Source organism: Hydrogenophaga sp. IBVHS2 (assembly GCF_002127215.1).
GTDB lineage: Bacteria > Pseudomonadota > Gammaproteobacteria > Burkholderiales > Burkholderiaceae_C > Hydrogenophaga.
Window position 1 is genome coordinate 80,448 of record NZ_NFUT01000002.1, and the last position, 18,519, is coordinate 98,966.

The following is an 18,519-nucleotide window of genomic DNA, read 5'->3' on the forward strand; positions in this document are numbered from 1 at the left end:
GTTCAGGGCAGCCGCAGCTCCGCACAAAGCCCGCCGCAGCGGGCGGTTTCCAGCGTCAGCGTGCCGCCATAGGTCTCGGCGATGTCGCTGGCAATCGCCAGTCCCAGGCCGTGGCCCTCGGCCTGCTGATCGAAGCGCTGTCCCCGTTGCAGGGCGGCCTCGCGTTGTTCGGGGGGCAGGCCGGGGCCATTGTCCTCGATGGCGATGCGCACGCCGCCATCGGCCGGCGTCACGTTCACCGTCACGGCGCTGCGGGCCCACTTGCCGGCGTTGTCCAGCAGATTGCCCAGCATTTCCTCCAGATCGGCTGGCGAACCGTTCCACCACACCGGCCCGGGCGCCTGCAGGGTCCAGCGCAGATCCCTCGCCGCGTGCAGCCGCTGCACCAGGGCCAGGACCTGGCGTGCGGCAGCCGCCGCATCGGTGCGCCCGACGCTGCCGGCGCCGCTGGCCAGCCGGGCCAGGTGGCGGTCGATGACGCGTTCCATGGCCTGGGCCTGGGTCTGCAGGGTGGTGCGGTCGGGTGCCGACTGCTGGGCTTCGAGCGAGAGCACCGTCAGCGGCTTCTTCAGCGCATGGCTCAGGTCGGCAGCCTGGTGGCGGGCCCGTTCCACCACCCGGGCGTTGCGCTCCAGCACCGCATCCAGCGTGCGGGCCAGCGGGTCCAGATCGGGCCCGAAGCCCTGGCCGGCCCGGACCACGGTCGGCGCGTGTCCGGTCTGCACCGCCCCCAGCGCCGCCTGCAGCCGCTGCAGGGGGCGCAGTCCCACCCGGGCCTGCAGCCAGGTGGCGATGGCCACCGCCAGCAGGAACAGGCTGGCGGCCCCCAGCAGCACCCGGTCGATGCGGTCCAGGTCGGTCAGCACCTGCTCCATGGGCCCGAACACCCGCAGCGTGGCGGGCATGCCCAGGGCATCGAGGTCCTTTTCCAGCACCAGCAGGCGCTCCTGGCGCGGGCCCCGGGTCTGCAGCAGCACGCCGGAGCGGCCGGGCAGGGCGGTGTCGCGCGGCACCGCCAGGGTCGCGTCCCAGAGCGATCGCGAACGCAGCTCCCGCCCCTGCAGCCCGATGGTCCAGTACCAGCCGGAGAAGATGGCATTGAACTCCAGCAGCTGGTTGCTGAAGTTGGGATCGTTCAGGCGGCCGTCGGCCACCAGCTCGGCCTCGATGCGTTCGGCCCGATCGGCCAGCTCGCCCTCCAGGCTGCGCAGCACCACGGCGTGCAGCTCGGTGCGCAGCCACCAGCCGGCCGCCGCCGAGCACAGCAGGGCGGCCAGCAGGCCCAGCACCGTCAGGCGCCCGGCCAGGCTGAGCCGTTCAGTCCGGCGCCGTGCCGGCATGGTCGTGCTGCAGCCGGTAGCCGCGCCCGCGCTCGGTGTGGATCAGGGCATGCGGCGCCAGCTTGCGGCGGATGCGCCCGATCAGCACGTCCAGGCTGTTGGAGTCCGGGTCGAGATCGCGGGCATAGACATGGCGGATCAGGTCCTCACGGGTCACCAGCGCACCGGCGCGGGTGATCAGGTGGGCCAGGATGCGCTGCTCCTGCGCGGTCAGCGTCAGTGGCTGGCCGTCCAGGCTGAAGGTGGCGGCCACGGTGTCGTAGCCCAGCGGGCCCTGGTGCACCACCGGGCGGGGCAGGCCGACCTGGCGGCGCTGCAGCACCCGCAGCCGGGTGACCACCTCCTCCATCAGGAAGGGTTTGGTGAGGTAGTCGTCGGCGCCGGCCTGGAAGGCTTCCAGCTTGTCGCTCCAGCGCCCGCGGGCGGTCAGCACCAGCACCGAGAAGCTGCGGCCCCGCGCCCGCCACTGGCGCAGCACCGACAGGCCGTCCAGCCCCGGCAGGCCCAGGTCGAGCACCGCCACATCCACCGCGCCCGGCGTGCCCGGGTCCTGCGCCTGGCGCACGGCCGAGGGGCCGTCGTGGCAATGTTCCACCACCATGCCTTCACGGACCATGGCGTCGCTCATGCCGCGCGCCAGCGCGAGATCGTCTTCGACCAGCAGGACTTTCATCGGCGGGGTTCGGTGTCGTTGATCACCTGGCCGGTGGTGGCGTCCACCAGCAGGCTCAGGCGGCGGCCCTGCGCGTTGAGCAGGGCCATGTCGTAGTACAGGCGGCCTGCGGGTTCGCGGCGCAGTTCCAGTTCGGTCACGCGGGCGGCGTAGCGCGCCTCCAGCGGCTCCAGCAGGTTGACCAGGGGCATCAGCTTGCCGACCGCGCTGCGGTCGGGCACCGGCAGATCCAGCACCGCACCGCTGTAGGCGTCCAGACGCAGCACCTGCCGCTGGCCCCCGGGCGGCAGCAGCCGGACCTCGTAGACCGCCCGCTGGTCGGGCGCGGATTCGAGCTCGATCTCCAGCACGGTGGTGCCGCGCAGCGCGTCGGCCCGGCGCAGCAGTTCGGTGATCGACAGCACCCCGGCCGGCCGCCGTGCCGGTGCGGCCACCTCCTGCCCGGTCACGGCGTCCACATGCACCTCGGTGCGCGAACCGTCCTTCTGCATCAGGCGCAACAGGTACCAGCGCTGGCCGGCCGGCCCGGGCACCAGCTGAACGTCCAGCAGACGCCCGGGGTGGCTGGCCTGCACCGACTGCAGGATGTCGGCCAGCGGCTTGAGGCGCCCGGCCTCCACGTCGCGCCGCACCAGGTCCTGCTCGCCGGCCAGGGCCGCGGCGCAGGCCAGGGAGAGAAGCAGGCTGATCGGTCGGCTCATGGGCCCAAGAATACCGGGCGGGGTGGTGCTCGTCGGGCCACCGGGGCTGGGGATGTCCCTAGGGAGCCGCCCGGAAATCGGTGAAATGTTAAATCTGGATTAATAATATAGATGCGAACGATTCGCATCACGCTTATTATTCATCAGGGATACCATGACATCGTCCATTGCTTTTTCCTCGGCGGCGTTGCGCCACCTGCGACCCCGTGCCATCGCCCTGGCCGCCGCCAGCCTGGCCGGTTCGGCCTTGGCCCAGACCGCCAGTTCCCCCTCTGTTGCCGCTGCGGCGGGTGCCGTGCTCGACGAGGTCCGGGTGATCGACTTCCGCGGCCAGCAGATGGACAGCATCAAATACACGCGCGACCTCAAGGACACGCCGCGCATCATCAGCGTGCTGCCCAGCGACCTGCTGGAAGAGCAGAACGTCACCTCCATCAAGGACGCGCTGCGCAACATCCCGGGCATCAGCCTGCAGGCCGGGGAGGGCAACCCGCCCGGTGGCGACCAGCTCAAGATCCGGGGCTTCAACGCCCGTGACGATCTGAATGTGAATGGCACGCGCGACCTGGGCAACTACTTCCGCGATCCGTTCTACATCGACCAGCTCGAGGTGGTGAAGGGCCCGAATTCGGCCTTCTCTGGCCGGGGGTCGGCCGGCGGCACCATCAACTTCGTCACGAAGAAACCCGGGCTGGAAGCCTTCAACCGCGCCGAGGTGAGTGTGGGCACCGACAGCTATTTCCGCGCCACCGCCGACCTGAACCGTCCACTTGACGACAACAGCGCGGTGCGCATCAACCTCATGCGCCACCAGAGCGACAAGCCAGGACGGGACGTGGCCGAGGAGAGCCGCTACGGCCTGTACGCCGCCTACACCTGGGGCTTCAAGGGCCCGACGCAGATCACGGTCGATTTCCTGCACACCCGCCAGGACGATCTGCCTGATGCTGGCCTGCCGCTGGACCGCACCAACGTGCTGGGCAACGGCGGCGTGCTGCCGCCAGGGCTGGATTTCGACAATTTCTACGGCCACCTGGACGACTACAAGAAGGTCGAGGTCAACCAGGTGGGCCTGTCGGTGCAGCACAGCTTCGGCAACGGTCTGGTGCTGCGCAACCAGACCCGCATCAGCCAGGTCGAGAACGACTCCATCACGTCGTCACCGCGCATCGTCAATGCCACCACCGCGCGGGGCGACACCAAGCCGCGCGACCAGACCGACCAGGGCTTCAACAACCAGACCGACCTGCTGTGGAGCTTTGCCACCGGCACGGTACAGCACGACCTGGTGACCGGTGTGGAGGTGGCGCGTTACACCTACGAGAACCGCCGCCGCCGCGACACCCAGGGCCCCAGCACCTCGCTCTACAACCCGGCGCTGCGGGTGCTGGGCGCGGCCACGCCGGTGTACGACGGCACGGTCTACAGCTTCCGGACCGAGGAGGTCGGCATCTATGCGCTGGACACCATGAAGCTGTCCGACCGCTGGGAGTTCAGCCTGGGCGGCCGTTGGGACAGCGTGCGCGCCGAGGCCAACCGGCGCGGTTTCACCGGCGCCCTGGCCGTCAACAACACCGACCATGTGCGCAAGGACACCGAGTTCAGCTGGAGCACAGGCCTGGTCTACAAGCTGCGGCCCGACACCTCGCTGTACGCGGCCTACGGCAATGCCTACAACATCTCGGGCAGCTTCGACCGCAACCAGGTGCAGCTGGCCGGCGGCGGTGCCACCGAGGCGGTGGTCGGCCCGACCTTCAACACCCCGCCGGAGAAGGTGCAGGCCATCGAACTGGGCGCCAAATGGGACATCGGCTCCGACCTCGACCTCAACATGGCGGTGTTCCGCACCGAGACCAGCGAAGGCCGCTTCCCGGCCGCCGTCCCGGGTGCGGTGACCATTCCCAATGTGAAGTACCACATCAACGGTTTCGAGGTGCTGGCCGCCGGCAACCTGAGCAAGCGCTGGAAGCTCTACGGCGGCTATACCTACCTCGACTCGAAAGTGACCGCCGCACCGACCAATCCGTTTGCCGTGGGGCAGGGCCTGGGCGGCACGCCGCAGCACACCTTCAACCTGTTCACCACCTACGACGTCACACCGCAGTGGACACTGGGTGGCGGTCTGCAGCATGTGTCGGAGCAGACCAGCGGCGTGGAGCCCTCGCCGCCGGCGGGCAATGCCAACCGGGTGGTGCGCATACCGGCCTATACCGTGGCCGACCTGTACGCCACCTACAAGTTCTCGCCCAAGACCCAGGTGCGGCTCAACCTGTTCAATGCCTTCGACAAGCGCTACATCCAGCAGCTGGCCGAGGGCGGCGGGCAGGGCATTCCCGGCCCGGGGCGGCAGTTCATCGTGACCCTGCGTCACGACTTCTGAGGCCGACCATGCTGGTGAGCTTCGACGCCATCCTGTCGGCGGACGAACTGGCGGCGGTGCGCGCGCTGCTGGCCCAGGCGCCCTGGGCCAGCGGCCTGAGTGCAGGGCCGCAGGCGCTCGCGGCCAAACGCAACCAGCAGCTGCCCGAGGACTTCGGGCCGCTGCCGGACCTGCGGCGCATGGTCATGCGGGCGCTCAACCGCTCGCCGCTGCTGCTGTCGGCTGCGCTGCCGAACAAGGTGGTGCCGCCGCAGTTCAACCGCTACACACCCGAGCACAGCCACTACGGCTGGCACACCGACAGCACGCTGCGCTACCTGCCCGACGGCAGCAGCCTGCGCACCGACATTTCGGCCACCCTCTTCCTGAGCGATCCGGCCGATTACGACGGTGGCGAACTGCACATTGAAGACACGTATGGCAGCCATCGCGTCAAGCTGCCGGCCGGCAGCCTGGTCATCTATCCGTCCGGGTCGATCCACGAGGTCACGCCGGTCACGCGCGGTGAGCGCCTGGCCTGCTACCTGTTCCTGCAGAGCGCGGTCAAGGACACCGAATGCCGCCGCCACCTGTGGGAGATGGACCAGGCCTTGATGGAGCTGCGCCAGCGCCACGGCGAGGCCGACCCCGCCCTGGTACGCCTGACCGGGCTCTACAACAACCTGGTGCGGCGCTGGTCGGAATGCTGATCAGCCCGGCGCATGGCGGCCGGCCAGGCCGGCGATCAGGCCGGCCAGTTCGCGGCTGGTGTCGGGCTTCTCGATCACATGGTCGATGCCGGCGGCCCGCGCCTGATCGCGCAGCTCGTCGGTGACGTGGCCGGACGTCAGGATGATGGGCAGCCGTGCATCCAGGGTGCGGATGGCCCGCGCCAGCGAGATGCCCGACATCTGCGGCATGTTGTAGTCCAGGATGACCACGTCGGGCCGCCGCTGCGGCTCGCGCAACCGGTCGATGGCTTCCTGCGGGTTGTCCATCGACTCCACCACATAGCCCTGGCGGGCCAGCATGCGCGACATGACCGAGATCAGCGCCTCATCGTCGTCCACGTACAGCAGGGTGTGGCTGTGCGCGCCGGGCCGCAGCGGGGCGGCGGCCGGGTCGTCGGGCACCGCCGGACGTTCGGTGGTGGCCGGCAGCCAGAGCGTGAAGCTGGTGCCCTCGCCCGGGCGCGACCGCAGCTGCAGGCAGGCGGCATGTTCCATGAGCACGCCGTGCACCACCGACAGGCCCAGCCCCGAGCCCTGACCGGTCGGCTTGGTGGAATAGAACGGTTCGAACAGCCGGCCGACCGCCGACGGGTCGATGCCATGACCGTTGTCGTGCACCTCCACCTTCAGGCCCGGTCGCAGGGTCCGATCGGACGGCGCCATCACCTCCACGCTGCCGTCCGCAAGGCCGGGGGGACCTGCGCAGGCGGTGGCCGCCACCACCACCTCGGCGCCGTCCCGGCCCTGGACCGCCTGGATGGCATTGGTCACCAGGTTCAGGAACACCTGGGCCAGCTGGGTGGCATTGCCCATCACCGACGGCAGCTCGGGCGGCACCGAAAAGCGCAGCTGCACACCGGCGGGCAGCGTGGAGCGCAGGATGCCGTGGGTCTCGCGCAGCACCTCGCCGGGGTCCAGCGCCGCACGCCCCTGGGCCTGCCGGCGCGCAAAGGTGAGGATCTGCTGCACCAGCGAGCGGGCGCGCCGCGCCGCCTTGCGGATCTCGGTCAGGCTGACATGCGCCGGGGAGTCGGCAGGCACGTCGCCCAGCGCCAGTTCGGTGTTGCCCAGGATGGCGGCCACGATGTTGTTGAAGTCGTGCGCGATGCCGCCGGCCAGCGTGCCCAGCGCCTCCATCTTCTGGGCCTGCTGCAGCTGTTCGGTCAGGGCCCGCTGCGTGGCCTCGGCCGCCAGCCGCTCCGACAGGTCGAAGTCGATGCAGAAGAACATCGGGGCCTGACCCGGCACCTCCACCAGCACATGGCCGGAATGCACGTGCACCGGCGAGCCGTCCCGGTTGCGCAGCGTGAGTGTCTCGCTGGGGATGGCCTGGCCGGTGCGCAGCATGGTGTCCACCGCCTGCACCACCAGGGGCTGCATGGCCTCGGGAATGATCAGGTCGAGCAGGCTGCTGCCCACCGCCTCGGCCCTGCTGTAGCCGTACAGGCGCTCGGAGGCGCTGTTCCAGAAGCGGCAGACCAGCTGGCTGTCGTAGCCCTGCACCGCGACGTTCGGAATGCCCTCGATCAGCTGGCTCAGCCGGTCTTCGCTCTCGCGCAGCCGTTCCCGGGCCACCAGGTTGTCGGTCTGGTCCACCACGAACACATGCCAGATGATGTCGCCGCCCGGCGCCCGCTGCACCCGCCCCAGCCCGTGCAGCCATTTGCGCCGCCCCGACGGGGTGCAGATGCGCCATTGCCAGTCCCAGTCCCGCCCGGTGGCCACGCATTCGTCGATGCTGAGCTTCATGGCCGGCATGTCGGCCGGGTCCACCATGGCCCACAGCGAGCTCATGTCGGCATCGAGCTCTTCGAGCGACTTTTCCCAGATGTCCGCGCACCCGCGCGACATGTATTCCAGCCGCCGCCGGCCGTCGGGGCTGGTGCGGGAGCGGAAGAAGGCTCCTGGCAGGTGGTCGGCAAAAGAGCCGAAGGCGCCGGGGTCGGCGCCAAGGAAGGCGGACACATCGTCCTCTCTGCGCCGGTGGGGCGCCTGGCGGCACGTCGATTCATTGTGTTACAGATGGGGGCGCCTGAACGTGGGATGTCCCGGTGTTTTCGGCGGTTTTTATCGGCCTGGGGGCCGGGCGGCATGGGCTACCCGGTCGGGTGTTACATTGCCCGGCTTCGCCGGGCGCACGGCCGCCCGGCGCTTCCTCCCGCACACCCATGACACCGCACAACCCTGTTCCGCGCCTGCGGCTTGACGGCATCACCAAGCGTTACCCCGGCGTGGTGGCCAACGACGGCGTGGCCCTGACCGTGCAGCCCGGCGAGATCCATGCCGTGCTGGGCGAGAACGGCGCCGGCAAGTCCACCCTCATGAAGATCATCTACGGCGCGGTCAAGCCCGACGCCGGTCAGGTGCTGTTCAACGGCCAGCCGGTGCAGGTGCGCAACCCGCAGGAAGCGCGTGCGCTGGGCATCAGCATGGTGTTCCAGCACTTCAGCCTGTTCGAGACGCTGACCGTGGCCGAAAACGTCTGGCTGGGCCTGGATCGCAGCCTCACGCTGGCCGAGGTGACCGCCAGCATCGCGGCCAAGGCGGCCGAATACGGGCTGGACATCGATCCCGAGCGCCCGGTGCACACGCTGTCGGTGGGCGAGATGCAGCGGGTGGAGATCATCCGCGCGCTGCTGGGCCGCCCGCAGCTGCTCATCCTGGACGAGCCCACGTCGGTGCTCACGCCGCAGGCGGTGGAGCGCCTGTTCGAGGTGCTGCGCCAGCTCGCGGCGCAGGGCTGCAGCATCCTCTACATCAGCCACAAGCTGCACGAGATCCGCAGCCTGTGCACCGCCTGCACCGTGCTGCGGGGCGGCCGCGTGAGCGGCACCTGCGACCCGCGCACCGAGAGCAACGCGTCGCTCTCCCGCCTGATGATCGGTGCCGAGCCGCCGCCGCTGGAGGCCCACCCCGCCACCCCGGGTGCGCCGGTGCTGCAGGTGCAGGGCCTGAGCCTGCCGTGCAGCGATCCGTTCGGCACCCCGCTGGGCGCCATCGCCCTGCAGGTGCGCGCCGGGGAGGTGCTGGGCCTGGCGGGCGTGTCCGGCAACGGCCAGCGCGAGCTGCTGATGGCGCTGTCGGGCGAGGACACCCGGGCGCCGGCCGGCAGCATCCGCCTGGCGGGCCGGGACGTGTCGGCCCTGGGGCCGCAGCAACGTCGGGCCCTGGGCCTGCATTTCGTGCCCGAGGAACGGCTGGGCCGGGGTGCCGTGCCCACCCTGTCGCTGGCCCACAACCTGCTGCTGTCCCGCAGCGAGGCGGTCGGGCCCCTGGGCTGGCTGAACGTGGGCGCCCTGCGGCGCCAGGCGGCCGATCTGATCGGTCGTTACCAGGTCAAGGCCCATGGCCCGGACGCCGCGGCGCGTTCGCTGTCCGGCGGCAACCTGCAGAAGTTCATCGTCGGGCGCGAGATCGAGGCGCTGCGTGCGCGCGATGGCGCCCGGCTGCTCATCGTCAGCCAGCCCACCTGGGGCGTGGACGTGGGCGCGGCGGCCCAGATCCGTGCCGCCATCCTGGCCCTGCGCGATGCCGGCTGCGCCGTGCTGCTGGTCAGCGAGGAGCTCGACGAACTCTTCGAGATGGCCGACACCCTGCAGGTGCTGGCCAAGGGGCGGCTGTCGCCTCCGCTGTCCCGGGCCGAGGCCACGGTGGAGCGCATCGGTGAATGGATGTCCGGCCTGTGGGACGGCGCGGCACAGGGGGTGGACCATGCTGCGGCTTGAACCCCGTCCCCAGCCGTCGCGCTGGTGGAGCCTGGCCTCGCCGCTGCTGGCGCTGCTGATCACGGTCGTGATCGGCACCCTCCTGTTCTCGGCCCTGGGCAAGGACCCGGTGCGCGGCCTGCAGGTGTTCTTCGTGGAGCCGCTGCGCAACGCCTATGCCGTCTCCGAGCTGCTGGTCAAGGCCACGCCGCTGCTGATCATCGCGCTGGGCCTGGCGGTGTGCTTCCGCTCCAACGTGTGGAACATCGGTGCCGAGGGCCAGTACATCATCGGCGCGGTGCTCGCCAGCGGTGTGGCGCTGCAGGCCGGCCCGGGCACCGGCCCGTGGATCGTGGGGGCGGTGCTGCTGGCCGGCGTGCTGGGCGGCATGGTGTGGGCCGGCATCACCGCGCTGCTGCGCGACCGTTTCAGCGCCAACGAGATCCTGGTCAGCCTGATGCTGGTCTATGTGGCGGTGCAGGTGCTCAACTACCTGGTCTACGGCCCCTGGAAGGACCCGCAGGGCTACAACTTCCCGCAGACCAAGACCTTCGAGAAGGTGGCCCAGATGCCGCGCCTGATGGACGGCTCGCGGGTCAACATCGGCCTGCTCATGGCCCTGGCGGGGGTGGCGGCGGTCTGGGTCTTCCTGTTCCGCACCCGCGCCGGCTATGCCCAGACCGTGGGTGGTCTGGCACCGGCGGCGGCGCGTTACGCCGGCTTCTCGTCGCGCCGCGCGCTCTGGACCGCGCTGCTGCTGTCCGGCGGTGCGGCCGGGCTGGCCGGCGCGCTGGAGGTGGCCGGCCCCATCGGCCAGCTCACCCCGTACGTGCCGGCCGGCTACGGCTTTGCGGCCATCATCGTGGCCTTCGTGGGGCGGCTGCACCCGGTGGGCATCGTGTTCTCGGCGCTGCTCATGAGCATGTTCTACATCGGCGGTGAACTGGCGCAGTCGCGCCTGGGCCTGCCCAAGTCCATCACCGGGGTGTTCCAGGGTCTGCTGCTGTTCTCGCTGCTGGCCTGCGACACCCTGGTGGCCTACCGCGTGCGTTTCGGAAAGGCCTGACCATGGAATCGACCGCGCTGCTGCTGGCAGCCACCTTCAACGCCGGCACCGTGCTGGCGATTGCCGCACTCGGCCTGCTCATCAACGAGAAGGCCGGCATCGTCAACCTGGGGGCCGAGGGCATGATGCTGTGCGCCGCCCTAGCGGGTTTCGCCACCGTCGTCCACACCGGCAGCACCGCGCTGGGCTTCGTGGCCGGCATGGGCGCGGGCGCGCTGCTGGCGGCCCTCTTCGGGGTGCTGGTGATCTGGCTCAACACCAACCAGTACGCCACCGGCCTGGCGCTCAGCCTGTTCGGGGCCGGCTTCTCCGCATTCGCCGGCACCAGCTATGTGCAGCACAAGCTGCCCGAGCAGGTGGTGTTCGCCATTCCGGTGCTCTCCGACATTCCCTTTTTCGGTGCGGCGCTGTTCCGCCACCATCCGACGGTGTACGCCGCCGTGGCCCTGGCGCTGGGGCTGATCTGGTTCCTGTACCGCTCGCGCGCCGGTCTGGTGCTGCGCAGCGTGGGCGAGAGCCCCGAGTCGGCCCATGCGCTGGGCTATCCGGTGCGCCGCATCCGCCTGCTGGCGGTGGTGGCCGGCGGCGCCCTGTGCGGTCTGGCGGGGGCCTATGTGTCCACCGTGTACACCCCGCTGTGGGTGGAGGGCATGATCGCCGGCAAGGGCTGGATCGCCCTGGCCCTGACCACCTTTGCCACCTGGCGGCCGGCACGTGTCTTGCTGGGTGCCTACCTGTTCGGCGGCGTCACCATGCTGCAGTTCCACCTGCAGGGCATGGGCGTGCAGCTGCCGAGCCAGTTCCTGACCATGCTGCCCTACCTGGCCACCATCGTGGTGCTGGTGCTGATCTCCCGCAATCCGACCTGGATCCGGGTGAACATGCCCGGCTCGCTCGGGAAGCCGTTCCACCCCGGGACATAATTCCGGGTTTCACACCCCGTCCGGTATCCAACCCTCCATCCGCAAGGCCCCTCCATGACCGACCTGAGCAAACGATCCCTGATCAAAGCCGCCGCGCTGACCGCGCTGGCCAGCGCAGCCCTGATCGGCTGCGGCAAGAAGGAAGAAGCCGCTGCCCCTGCGCCGGCGCCCGCCGCGGCCCCCGCTCCGGCCAAGCCCGAGCCGCTGAAGATCGCCTTCGCCTACGTCGGCCCGGTGGGCGACGGCGGCTGGACCTTCGCCCACGACAACGGCCGCAAGGCCATCGAGGCCGAGTTCGGCGACAAGGTGTCCACCAGCTTCGTCGAGAGCGTGCCCGAGAGCGCCGACGCCGAGCGCGTCATCCGCGACATGGCCGCCCAGGGCAACAAGCTGATCTTCGGCACCACCTTCGGCTACATGGAGCCCATGCTCAAGGTCGCGCCCGACTTCAAGGACGTGAAGTTCGAGCACGCCACCGGCTACAAGACCGCCGAGAACATGCGCACCTACGACAGCCGCACCTACGAAGGCGCCTACATGGCCGGCGTGATCGCGGGCAAGATGACCAAGACCAACACCCTGGGTGTGGTCGGCTCGATCCCGATCCCCGAGGTGATCCGCAACATCAACAGCTTCACGCTGGGCGCGCAGTCCGTGAACCCCAAGGTCAAGACCCGCGTGGTCTGGGTGGGTGACTGGTTCAACCCGCCGAAGGAAACCGAAGCCGCCACCGCCCTGATCAACGGCGGCGCCGACGTGCTGATGCAGAACACCGACTCCTCGGCCGTGCTGCAGACCGCCGAGAAGATGGGCAAGCGCGCCTTCGGCTGGGATTCCGACATGACCGCCTACGGCCCCAAGGCCCACCTGGGTTCGGCCGTGATCAACTGGGGCCCGTACTACGTCAAGGCCGTCAAGGACGCGCTGGAAGGCACCTGGACCACCGGCGGCGTCTGGTGGGGCCACAAGGAAGGCGCCATCGACATGGTGTCGGTTGCCGAGGACGTGCCGGCCGACATCAAGGCCAAGGTCGACACCATCAAGGCCGGCCTGAAGGACGGCAGCTTCCACCCCTGGACCGGCCCCATCGTCGGTCAGGACGGCAAGGAAGTTTTGCCCAAGGGCGCCAAGGCCGATGACGCCTTCCTGGGCGGCATCAAGTTCTATGTGAAGGGCGTCGAGGGCAAGGTCCCGAACTGATCCCCCCTCGCGCCGTGCCAGGGCTGCCCTCGGGCAGCCCTTTGTTTTTGGGCTCCCCTGAATGCATCATCCGACCATGCACGCGTACCGCGCCTCCCTGCTGCGCTTCGACGACCACGGCCAGCCGCTGTTCGATACCGACGGCCTGCTGGTGGTCGGCCCGGGGCCGCAAGGCTGGAATGTGGTGATCGATGCCGGCGGCCATGCGGACGTGTCGCGCCGCCATCCCGATGTGCCGGTCACGCACTGGCCCGGCCGCCTGATCGCACCGGGCTTCATCGACCTGCACCTGCACTACCCGCAGACCGACGTCATCGGCTCGCCGGCCGACGGCCTGCTGCCCTGGCTGGAGCGTTACACCTTTCCGCACGAGGCCCGGTTTGCCGATCCGGCCCATGCGGCCGAGGTCGCCACCTTCTTCTTCGACGAGCTGCAGCGCCACGGTGTCACCACCGCGCTGACCTTCGCCACCTCCCATGTGGCCTCGGTGGACGCCGCCATGGCCGAGGCACGGCGGCGCGGCCTGCGCTTCATCACCGGCAAGGTGCTGCAGGACCGGCACAGCCCCGACGGCGTGCGCGATGCCACCGAACAGAGCCTGATCGACACCGAAGCCCTGATCCGCCGCTGGCACGGTGTGGATCGCCTGGGCTACGCCATCACGCCCCGCTTCGCGCCCACCAGCACCGACGCCCAGCTGCAAGGTGCGGGCGAGCTGGCCGCGCGCCATCCGGACGTGTGGGTGCAGTCCCATGTGGCCGAGAACCGCGACGAGGTGCGCTGGGTGGCCGAGCTCTATCCCCGGGCCCGCAGCTACCTGGAGGTGTATGGCGGCTTCGGCCTGCTGCGCGAGCGGGCGGTGTATGCGCACTGCATCCACCTCGATGCGGTCGATCGCGCGCTGATGGCCGCCACCGGCACGGCTGCGGCGGCCAGCCCCACCAGCAACCTGTTCCTGGGCAGCGGTTTCTTCGACTTTGCGGCCGCCCGCGCCGCCGGCATGCGGCACGGCCTGGCCAGCGATGTGGGGGGCGGCACCAGCTTCTCGCCGTTCCACACCATGCTGGCGGCCTACACCGTGGCGCGCGAGGGCCAGACCAAACCCGGCGAGAGCCTGGCGCCCTCGCACCTGTGGTGGCTGCACACGGCGGGGGCCGCGCAGGCCCTGGGCCTGCAGGGTATCGTGGGCAATCTGATGCCCGGGTGTGAGGCCGACTTCGTGGTGCTGAACCCGCAGGCCACGCCGTTGCTGGCCCGCCGGGCAGCGCAGGCCGGCAGCCTAGAGGAGCTGCTGTTTGCGCTCATCGTGTTGGCAGACGAACGGGCGGTGGAGCGGGTCGTTCCCGCAGCGCACTGACGGCGCATTCCCGTCGACGAGCGCCCGGAACCAGGATCCGGGCCGCGTCACACACCAGCATCTCGTCTCAGCGGGGGAGCTGCCGGTGTCGCTTCAAGTCACGTAACGCATGGATGCCCTGTGGTCTGCCCTGGCCCACGAGCTTCCTTCTGTCGAAGCCATCACCTACCACGAGCCCACCGACGACTGTCCGCCGTCCTGGGCCGTGGGGTTCGAGGGCGGAGACATCCTGCTGGTCGATGCCCTGCCCGACCCCGAGCGGCTGGTGTTCAGCATGACCCTGGGCGAGGTGCCCCCCGACCAGCGGCTCCTCATGTACGAGACCGTGCTGCGGGTCAATGCCTGGCTCGCCACCCAGGACGATGTGGTGTGCGGCATCGTGCTCAGCGGCTCGCAGATCGTGCTCAGGGGCCAGCAACGCGTGGCAGAACTGGATCTGCAGGCCCTGCGCCGGACGGTCCTCGACATTCAGGGTGCCGCCCATGCATGGTGGTACTTTTTGCAGACGCGCGAACTTGGTGTGGAAGAGGTGGTGCTCGATGCCCACTTTGCGCGCGCCTGACCCGCCCTTGTCGTTCATCCCAGGAGCTCCGCATGCGCATTTCGTTGTCGCACCTCGACCTCAGAGCCTTCGCACCGCCGGATGGCACCCGCGGACTGGCGCCTGCCGAACGCGTGCTGTTCGAGCGCAAGCCCGGCGTCGCTGCCCACCTTCGGTCTGCCATGGCCGAGCACCGCCAGCAGATGCGGGCCAGCGCGTCCCTGGTCCGCCAGGCCCGATTTCCCTGATCGGGGTCACTGGTAGCTCAGTGCCTTGGCCTTGCCCCAGAACACCTTGTACATGAAGGCGGTGTACAGAATGATCACCGGCAGGGTGATGGCCACCCCCACGAAGATCACGTTGAGCGAAGCCGTGCCGATGGCGGCCTGCCACACCGTCATGCGGCCGATGACGATGTCCGGATAAATGCTGTAGGACAGGCCGAAGAAGGCCAGCACGAAGATCAGCACCGTGGCGGCAAACACCACCCAGCCGTAACCGGCCTTCACCACCTCCGGGCGGGTCACCACCCAGCGCACGGCAAAGAAGGCCACGGCGCACATCAGCGGCACCGGCAGGAGCGCAAACACCATCGGGAAGCTGAACCACTTGGTCACCACCGCCGGGTTCACCAGCGGCGTGGCCGCCGAGATGCCCACCAGCGCTGCGCCCATGGGCCACAGCACCCGCCGTGCCCAGAACACCGAGCGCACCTGCAGCTCGCCTTCCGTCTTCATGATCAGCCAGCCGGCGCCCAGCAGGGTATAGGCCGCCGGCAGCGTGATGGCGATGCCCAGGCTGAAGGCCAGGCCCAGCGGGCCGGGATCGAAGCCGGTGATGTAGCTGCCCAGCATCCAGCCTTGCGACGCGCTGGCGAGCAGCGAGCCGGCGAAGAAGGCCTTGTTCCAGAACGCCTTGTACTGCAGGGGGGCCTTCACCCGGAAGTCGAAGGCCACACCGCGCAGGATCAGGCCGATCAGCATGATGGCCACCGGCAGGTAGAGGGCCTGCAGCACCAGGCCGTGGGCATGCGGAAAGGCCACCAGCAGCACGCCCACACCCAGCACCAGCCAGGTCTCGTTGGCATCCCAGAACGGGCCGATGCTCGAGATCATGGTGTCCTTCTGGGCGTCGTCGGCCAGGGGCAGCAGCAGGCCCACCCCCAGGTCGTAGCCGTCGAGCACCACATAGGCCAGCAGGGCCAGCCCCATCACGGCCAGGAAGATCAGCGGCAGCAGTTCGGGCCAGGCCATGGTCACACCCCCGCCTTGCCGAGGTCGGCGCCGGTCACCGGCACCGGTGCGTGCTTCACCGGGTTCTCGGCCATGTACTTGAGCACGCCGATGTAGGTCACCAGCAGCAGGCCATAGACCACGATGTAGGCCGTCAGGGTGAGCGCGATCATCGGCGGCGGCACGCTGGTGGCCACCTCGCTGGTGCGCAGGGCGCCGTAGACGACATAGGGCTGGCGTCCGATCTCGGTCACATACCAGCCGGCCAGCGTGGCCACCCAGCCCGAGAAGGTCATGCCGGCCAGGCTCCAGAGCACCGGGCGGGGCAGCTTCACCTGCGCTTCACGGCGGCCCTTCCAGAGCTGCCAGGCGGCCGCCGCAGCCACCAGCATCATGAGCGTGCCCACGCCCACCATCACGCGGAAGCCCCAGAACACCGGGCCCACCGGCGGTGCGGAATCACCGAACTCGTTGATGCCCTTGATCTCGCCATTGAGGTCGTGGGTCAGGATCAGGCTGGCCAGCTTGGGGATCTTGATGGCGTAGTGGGTGGTGCCTTCCTCGCTGTCGGGGATGCCGAACAGGGTCAGCGGGGCGCCGCGTTCGGTCTCCCAGATGCCTTCCATGGCGGCCACCTTGGCCGGCTGGTGTTCCAGCGTGTTGAGGCCGTGCATGTCACCGGCCAGGAACTGCAGCGGCATGGCCACCACGGCCACGGTGATGGCCGCGCGCATGGCCTTGTGCGTGCCCCGCGTGGCGCTGCCCTTGAGCAGCTGCCAGGCACACAGGCCGGCGATCAGGAACGAGGCGGTCAGCGTGGAGGCCAGCAGCTTGTGGGTGAAGCGGTACGGGAACGACGGGTTGAAGATCACGGCCAGCCAGTCGGTGGGCAGGAACTCGCCGTTGACGATCTCGTAGCCGGCGGGTGTCTGCATCCACGAGTTGAGGCTCAGGATCCAGAACGCCGACATGGTGGTGCCGAAGGCCACCAGGAAGGTGGCGATCAGGTGCACCCGTTCGCTCACCCGGCCACGCCCGAACAGCATGATGCCCAGGAAGCTGGCCTCCAGGAAGAACGCGGTCAGCACCTCGTAGCCCAGCAGGGGGCCGGCGATGTTGCCGGTCTTCTCCATGAAGCCCGGCCAGTTGGTGCCGAACTGGAAGCTCATGACGATGCCCGAGACCACACCCAGGGCGAAGGTGAGTGCGAACACCTTGGTCCAGAAGTAATAGGCCTCTTCCCAGGCCGGGTCGCGCGTCTGCACGAAGCGCAGGCGGAAGAACAGCAGGAACCAGCACAGCGCGATGGTGATGGTCGGGAACAGGATGTGGAAACTGATGTTGGCCGCGAACTGCATGCGCGACAGGATGAGGGCGTCCATGGCGGGGCTCCGGGGGCAGTGAAACGTTCAGGCGGCGGCGGGCGGGTTCTGGCGCGACGATCGACCGGTCAGGCGGTCCTTGAGTTCGAGCACGCGCGTCACCGTGGCGCCCATGCCCATGAGCTGCAGGGCGGTCTCGGGGGCCAGCTTCTGCACATCGTCGAACCAGGTCATGAGGCGGTCGATCAGGTCGTGCATTTCACGCATGCGGTTCTGGGCATGCTGCTCGGCCTCGGTCTTGGGGGTTTCCAGCAGGGCGGTGCGCAGCATGGACAGGGTGGGCTCGATCTCGCGGCGGCGGCGCTCCTCGGCCAGCACGCGGAAGATTTCCCAGACATCGGCCGGCGCCTCGAAAAACTCACGCCGGTCGCCCGGCTGGTGGCGCAGGCGCACCAGGCGCCAGGCCTGCAGCTCCTTCAGGCCCATGCTGACGTTGGAACGCGAGAACCCCAGGGTCTCGGCGATCTCGTCGGCGCACAGGGCCTGGGGCGAGATGTAGAGCAGGGCATAGATCTGCCCCACGGTGCGGTTGATGCCCCATTTGCTGCCCATCTCGCCGAAATGGGCCACGAACTCGCGGTTCAGGGGCGGAAGCTGGTCTTGTAGCGGCATGGCAAGGATGATACCGGTCATGGCTGAATTTTCAGGAAAAACTGAAAATTCAGAAGGTTTTGGGTGCTCCGACGCCCCCCTACAATCGCCGCCCATGAGCATCAAAAGCGACCTCTGGATCCGCCGCATGGCCGAGCAACACGGCCTCATCGAGCCCTTCGAGCCCAACCAGGTGCGGCAGGTGGACGGTCGCAAGGTGATCAGCTACGGGACCAGCAGCTATGGCTACGACATCCGCTGCGCGCCCGAATTCAAGGTGTTCACCAACATCCACAGCACGGTGGTGGACCCCAAGAACTTCGACGAGAAGAGCTTCGTGGACATCCACAGCGACGTCTGCATCATCCCGCCCAACAGCTTTGCGCTGGCCCGCACGGTGGAGTACTTCCGCATCCCGCGCAACGTGCTGACCATCTGCCTGGGCAAGAGCACCTATGCGCGCTGCGGCATCATCGTCAACGTCACCCCGTTCGAGCCCGAGTGGGAAGGCTACGTGACGCTGGAGTTCTCCAACACCACGCCCCTGCCGGCCAAGATCTACGCGGGCGAAGGCTGCGCCCAGGTGCTGTTCTTCGAGAGCGACGAGGTCTGCGACGTGTCCTACAAGGACCGGGGCGGCAAGTACCAGGGCCAGGTGGGTGTGACGCTGCCCAAGGCCTGAGTCGCCGGGGCTTGACCTGCGTCAAGCCGCCCGGGGC

Annotated in this window: 17 protein-coding genes; 10 read left to right on the top strand and 7 right to left on the bottom strand. The window is 69.0% G+C overall.

Annotated features, from left to right (window positions below):
- Window positions 1-2: 2 nt before the first annotated feature.
- The 3 genes from CAP38_RS05110 to CAP38_RS05120 are packed head-to-tail and all read right to left on the bottom strand — an operon-like array spanning window position 3 to window position 2,714.
- Window positions 3-1,340, bottom strand: a complete 1,338-nt coding sequence (locus CAP38_RS05110; RefSeq protein WP_086119844.1) for a sensor histidine kinase — start codon at window positions 1,338-1,340, stop codon at window positions 3-5.
- Window positions 1,318-2,013, bottom strand: a complete 696-nt coding sequence (locus CAP38_RS05115) for a response regulator transcription factor (RefSeq protein ID WP_086119845.1) — start codon at window positions 2,011-2,013, stop codon at window positions 1,318-1,320. Before CAP38_RS05115 ends, CAP38_RS05110 begins: the two co-directional genes overlap by 23 nt.
- The gene (locus CAP38_RS05120) at window positions 2,010-2,714 is read right to left on the bottom strand and encodes a PepSY domain-containing protein (protein WP_086119846.1); all 705 of its coding nucleotides are present in this window, start codon (window positions 2,712-2,714) and stop codon (window positions 2,010-2,012) included. The genes CAP38_RS05115 and CAP38_RS05120 overlap by 4 nt, the downstream gene beginning before the upstream one ends.
- 154 nt (window positions 2,715-2,868) lie before the next feature.
- Here CAP38_RS05120 and CAP38_RS05125 point away from each other — a divergent pair, with 154 nt between their 5' ends.
- Complete coding sequence (locus CAP38_RS05125; RefSeq protein WP_086119847.1) at window positions 2,869-5,094, top strand: TonB-dependent siderophore receptor; 2,226 nt, start codon at window positions 2,869-2,871, stop codon at window positions 5,092-5,094.
- An 8-nt stretch (window positions 5,095-5,102) separates the two neighbouring features.
- Window positions 5,103-5,783, top strand: coding sequence for a Fe2+-dependent dioxygenase (locus tag CAP38_RS05130; RefSeq protein WP_086119848.1), 681 nt, complete (start codon window positions 5,103-5,105; stop codon window positions 5,781-5,783).
- On the opposite strand, the gene CAP38_RS05135 is transcribed toward CAP38_RS05130, so the two are convergent.
- Window positions 5,784-7,769 carry a PAS domain-containing sensor histidine kinase gene (locus CAP38_RS05135; protein WP_086119849.1) on the bottom strand — a complete coding sequence of 662 codons (1,986 nt, stop codon included), beginning with the start codon at window positions 7,767-7,769 and terminating at the stop codon, window positions 5,784-5,786.
- A gap of 203 nt (window positions 7,770-7,972) precedes the next feature.
- Here CAP38_RS05135 and CAP38_RS05140 point away from each other — a divergent pair, with 203 nt between their 5' ends.
- The 7 genes from CAP38_RS05140 to CAP38_RS05170 all read left to right on the top strand — a co-directional run bounded on the left by CAP38_RS05140 (window position 7,973) and on the right by CAP38_RS05170 (window position 14,843).
- Window positions 7,973-9,529, top strand: a complete 1,557-nt coding sequence (locus CAP38_RS05140; protein ID WP_086119850.1) for an ABC transporter ATP-binding protein — start codon at window positions 7,973-7,975, stop codon at window positions 9,527-9,529.
- On the top strand, window positions 9,516-10,574 hold the full coding sequence (locus CAP38_RS05145) for an ABC transporter permease (RefSeq protein ID WP_086119851.1): 1,059 nt from the start codon (window positions 9,516-9,518) through the stop codon (window positions 10,572-10,574). Before CAP38_RS05140 ends, CAP38_RS05145 begins: the two co-directional genes overlap by 14 nt.
- A gap of 2 nt (window positions 10,575-10,576) precedes the next feature.
- Window positions 10,577-11,497 carry an ABC transporter permease gene (locus CAP38_RS05150; RefSeq protein WP_086119852.1) on the top strand — a complete coding sequence of 307 codons (921 nt, stop codon included), beginning with the start codon at window positions 10,577-10,579 and terminating at the stop codon, window positions 11,495-11,497.
- Between the two features lie 54 nt (window positions 11,498-11,551).
- Window positions 11,552-12,697, top strand: coding sequence for a BMP family ABC transporter substrate-binding protein (locus CAP38_RS05155; protein WP_086119853.1), 1,146 nt, complete (start codon window positions 11,552-11,554; stop codon window positions 12,695-12,697).
- 76 nt (window positions 12,698-12,773) lie between these two features.
- Complete coding sequence (gene guaD / locus CAP38_RS05160) at window positions 12,774-14,054, top strand: guanine deaminase (protein ID WP_086121037.1); 1,281 nt, start codon at window positions 12,774-12,776, stop codon at window positions 14,052-14,054.
- A gap of 109 nt (window positions 14,055-14,163) precedes the next feature.
- On the top strand, window positions 14,164-14,616 hold the full coding sequence (locus CAP38_RS05165) for a type III secretion system chaperone (RefSeq protein ID WP_086119854.1): 453 nt from the start codon (window positions 14,164-14,166) through the stop codon (window positions 14,614-14,616).
- A 32-nt stretch (window positions 14,617-14,648) separates the two neighbouring features.
- The gene (locus CAP38_RS05170; protein ID WP_086119855.1) at window positions 14,649-14,843 is read left to right on the top strand and encodes a hypothetical protein; all 195 of its coding nucleotides are present in this window, start codon (window positions 14,649-14,651) and stop codon (window positions 14,841-14,843) included.
- 6 nt (window positions 14,844-14,849) lie between these two features.
- Here CAP38_RS05170 and CAP38_RS05175 read toward each other — a convergent pair whose 3' ends face one another.
- Genes CAP38_RS05175 through CAP38_RS05185 form a run of 3 tightly spaced genes read right to left on the bottom strand, consistent with a single transcriptional unit; the run spans window position 14,850 to window position 17,821 of the window.
- Window positions 14,850-15,848 carry a cytochrome d ubiquinol oxidase subunit II gene (locus tag CAP38_RS05175; protein ID WP_086119856.1) on the bottom strand — a complete coding sequence of 333 codons (999 nt, stop codon included), beginning with the start codon at window positions 15,846-15,848 and terminating at the stop codon, window positions 14,850-14,852.
- Window positions 15,849-15,850: 2 nt separating this feature from the next.
- Window positions 15,851-17,209 carry a cytochrome ubiquinol oxidase subunit I gene (locus tag CAP38_RS05180; protein ID WP_086119857.1) on the bottom strand — a complete coding sequence of 453 codons (1,359 nt, stop codon included), beginning with the start codon at window positions 17,207-17,209 and terminating at the stop codon, window positions 15,851-15,853.
- A 27-nt stretch (window positions 17,210-17,236) separates the two neighbouring features.
- Entirely contained in the window at window positions 17,237-17,821 is a 585-nt protein-coding gene (locus tag CAP38_RS05185) for a GbsR/MarR family transcriptional regulator (RefSeq protein WP_086121038.1), read from the bottom strand.
- Between the two features lie 94 nt (window positions 17,822-17,915).
- On the opposite strand from CAP38_RS05185, the gene dcd reads away from it, so the two are divergent.
- The gene (gene dcd / locus CAP38_RS05190) at window positions 17,916-18,482 is read left to right on the top strand and encodes a dCTP deaminase (protein ID WP_086119858.1); all 567 of its coding nucleotides are present in this window, start codon (window positions 17,916-17,918) and stop codon (window positions 18,480-18,482) included.
- The last annotated feature ends 37 nt before the right edge of the window (window positions 18,483-18,519 follow it).

Excerpts from the sequence above, each read along its gene's own strand:
- CAP38_RS05110 (WP_086119844.1), bottom strand. The coding sequence starts at position 1,340 with ATGCCGGCACGGCGCCGGACTGAACGGCTCAGCCTGGCCGGGCGCCTG.
- CAP38_RS05115 (WP_086119845.1), bottom strand. The coding sequence starts at position 2,013 with ATGAAAGTCCTGCTGGTCGAAGACGATCTCGCGCTGGCGCGCGGCATG.
- CAP38_RS05120 (WP_086119846.1), bottom strand. The coding sequence starts at position 2,714 with ATGAGCCGACCGATCAGCCTGCTTCTCTCCCTGGCCTGCGCCGCGGCC.
- CAP38_RS05125 (WP_086119847.1), top strand. The coding sequence starts at position 2,869 with ATGACATCGTCCATTGCTTTTTCCTCGGCGGCGTTGCGCCACCTGCGA.
- CAP38_RS05130 (WP_086119848.1), top strand. The coding sequence starts at position 5,103 with ATGCTGGTGAGCTTCGACGCCATCCTGTCGGCGGACGAACTGGCGGCG.
- CAP38_RS05140 (WP_086119850.1), top strand. The coding sequence starts at position 7,973 with ATGACACCGCACAACCCTGTTCCGCGCCTGCGGCTTGACGGCATCACC.
- CAP38_RS05145 (WP_086119851.1), top strand. The coding sequence starts at position 9,516 with ATGCTGCGGCTTGAACCCCGTCCCCAGCCGTCGCGCTGGTGGAGCCTG.
- CAP38_RS05150 (WP_086119852.1), top strand. The coding sequence starts at position 10,577 with ATGGAATCGACCGCGCTGCTGCTGGCAGCCACCTTCAACGCCGGCACC.
- CAP38_RS05155 (WP_086119853.1), top strand. The coding sequence starts at position 11,552 with ATGACCGACCTGAGCAAACGATCCCTGATCAAAGCCGCCGCGCTGACC.
- guaD (WP_086121037.1), top strand. The coding sequence starts at position 12,774 with ATGCACGCGTACCGCGCCTCCCTGCTGCGCTTCGACGACCACGGCCAG.
- CAP38_RS05165 (WP_086119854.1), top strand. The coding sequence starts at position 14,164 with ATGGATGCCCTGTGGTCTGCCCTGGCCCACGAGCTTCCTTCTGTCGAA.
- CAP38_RS05170 (WP_086119855.1), top strand. The coding sequence starts at position 14,649 with ATGCGCATTTCGTTGTCGCACCTCGACCTCAGAGCCTTCGCACCGCCG.
- CAP38_RS05175 (WP_086119856.1), bottom strand. The coding sequence starts at position 15,848 with ATGGCCTGGCCCGAACTGCTGCCGCTGATCTTCCTGGCCGTGATGGGG.
- CAP38_RS05180 (WP_086119857.1), bottom strand. The coding sequence starts at position 17,209 with ATGGACGCCCTCATCCTGTCGCGCATGCAGTTCGCGGCCAACATCAGT.
- CAP38_RS05185 (WP_086121038.1), bottom strand. The coding sequence starts at position 17,821 with ATGCCGCTACAAGACCAGCTTCCGCCCCTGAACCGCGAGTTCGTGGCC.
- dcd (WP_086119858.1), top strand. The coding sequence starts at position 17,916 with ATGAGCATCAAAAGCGACCTCTGGATCCGCCGCATGGCCGAGCAACAC.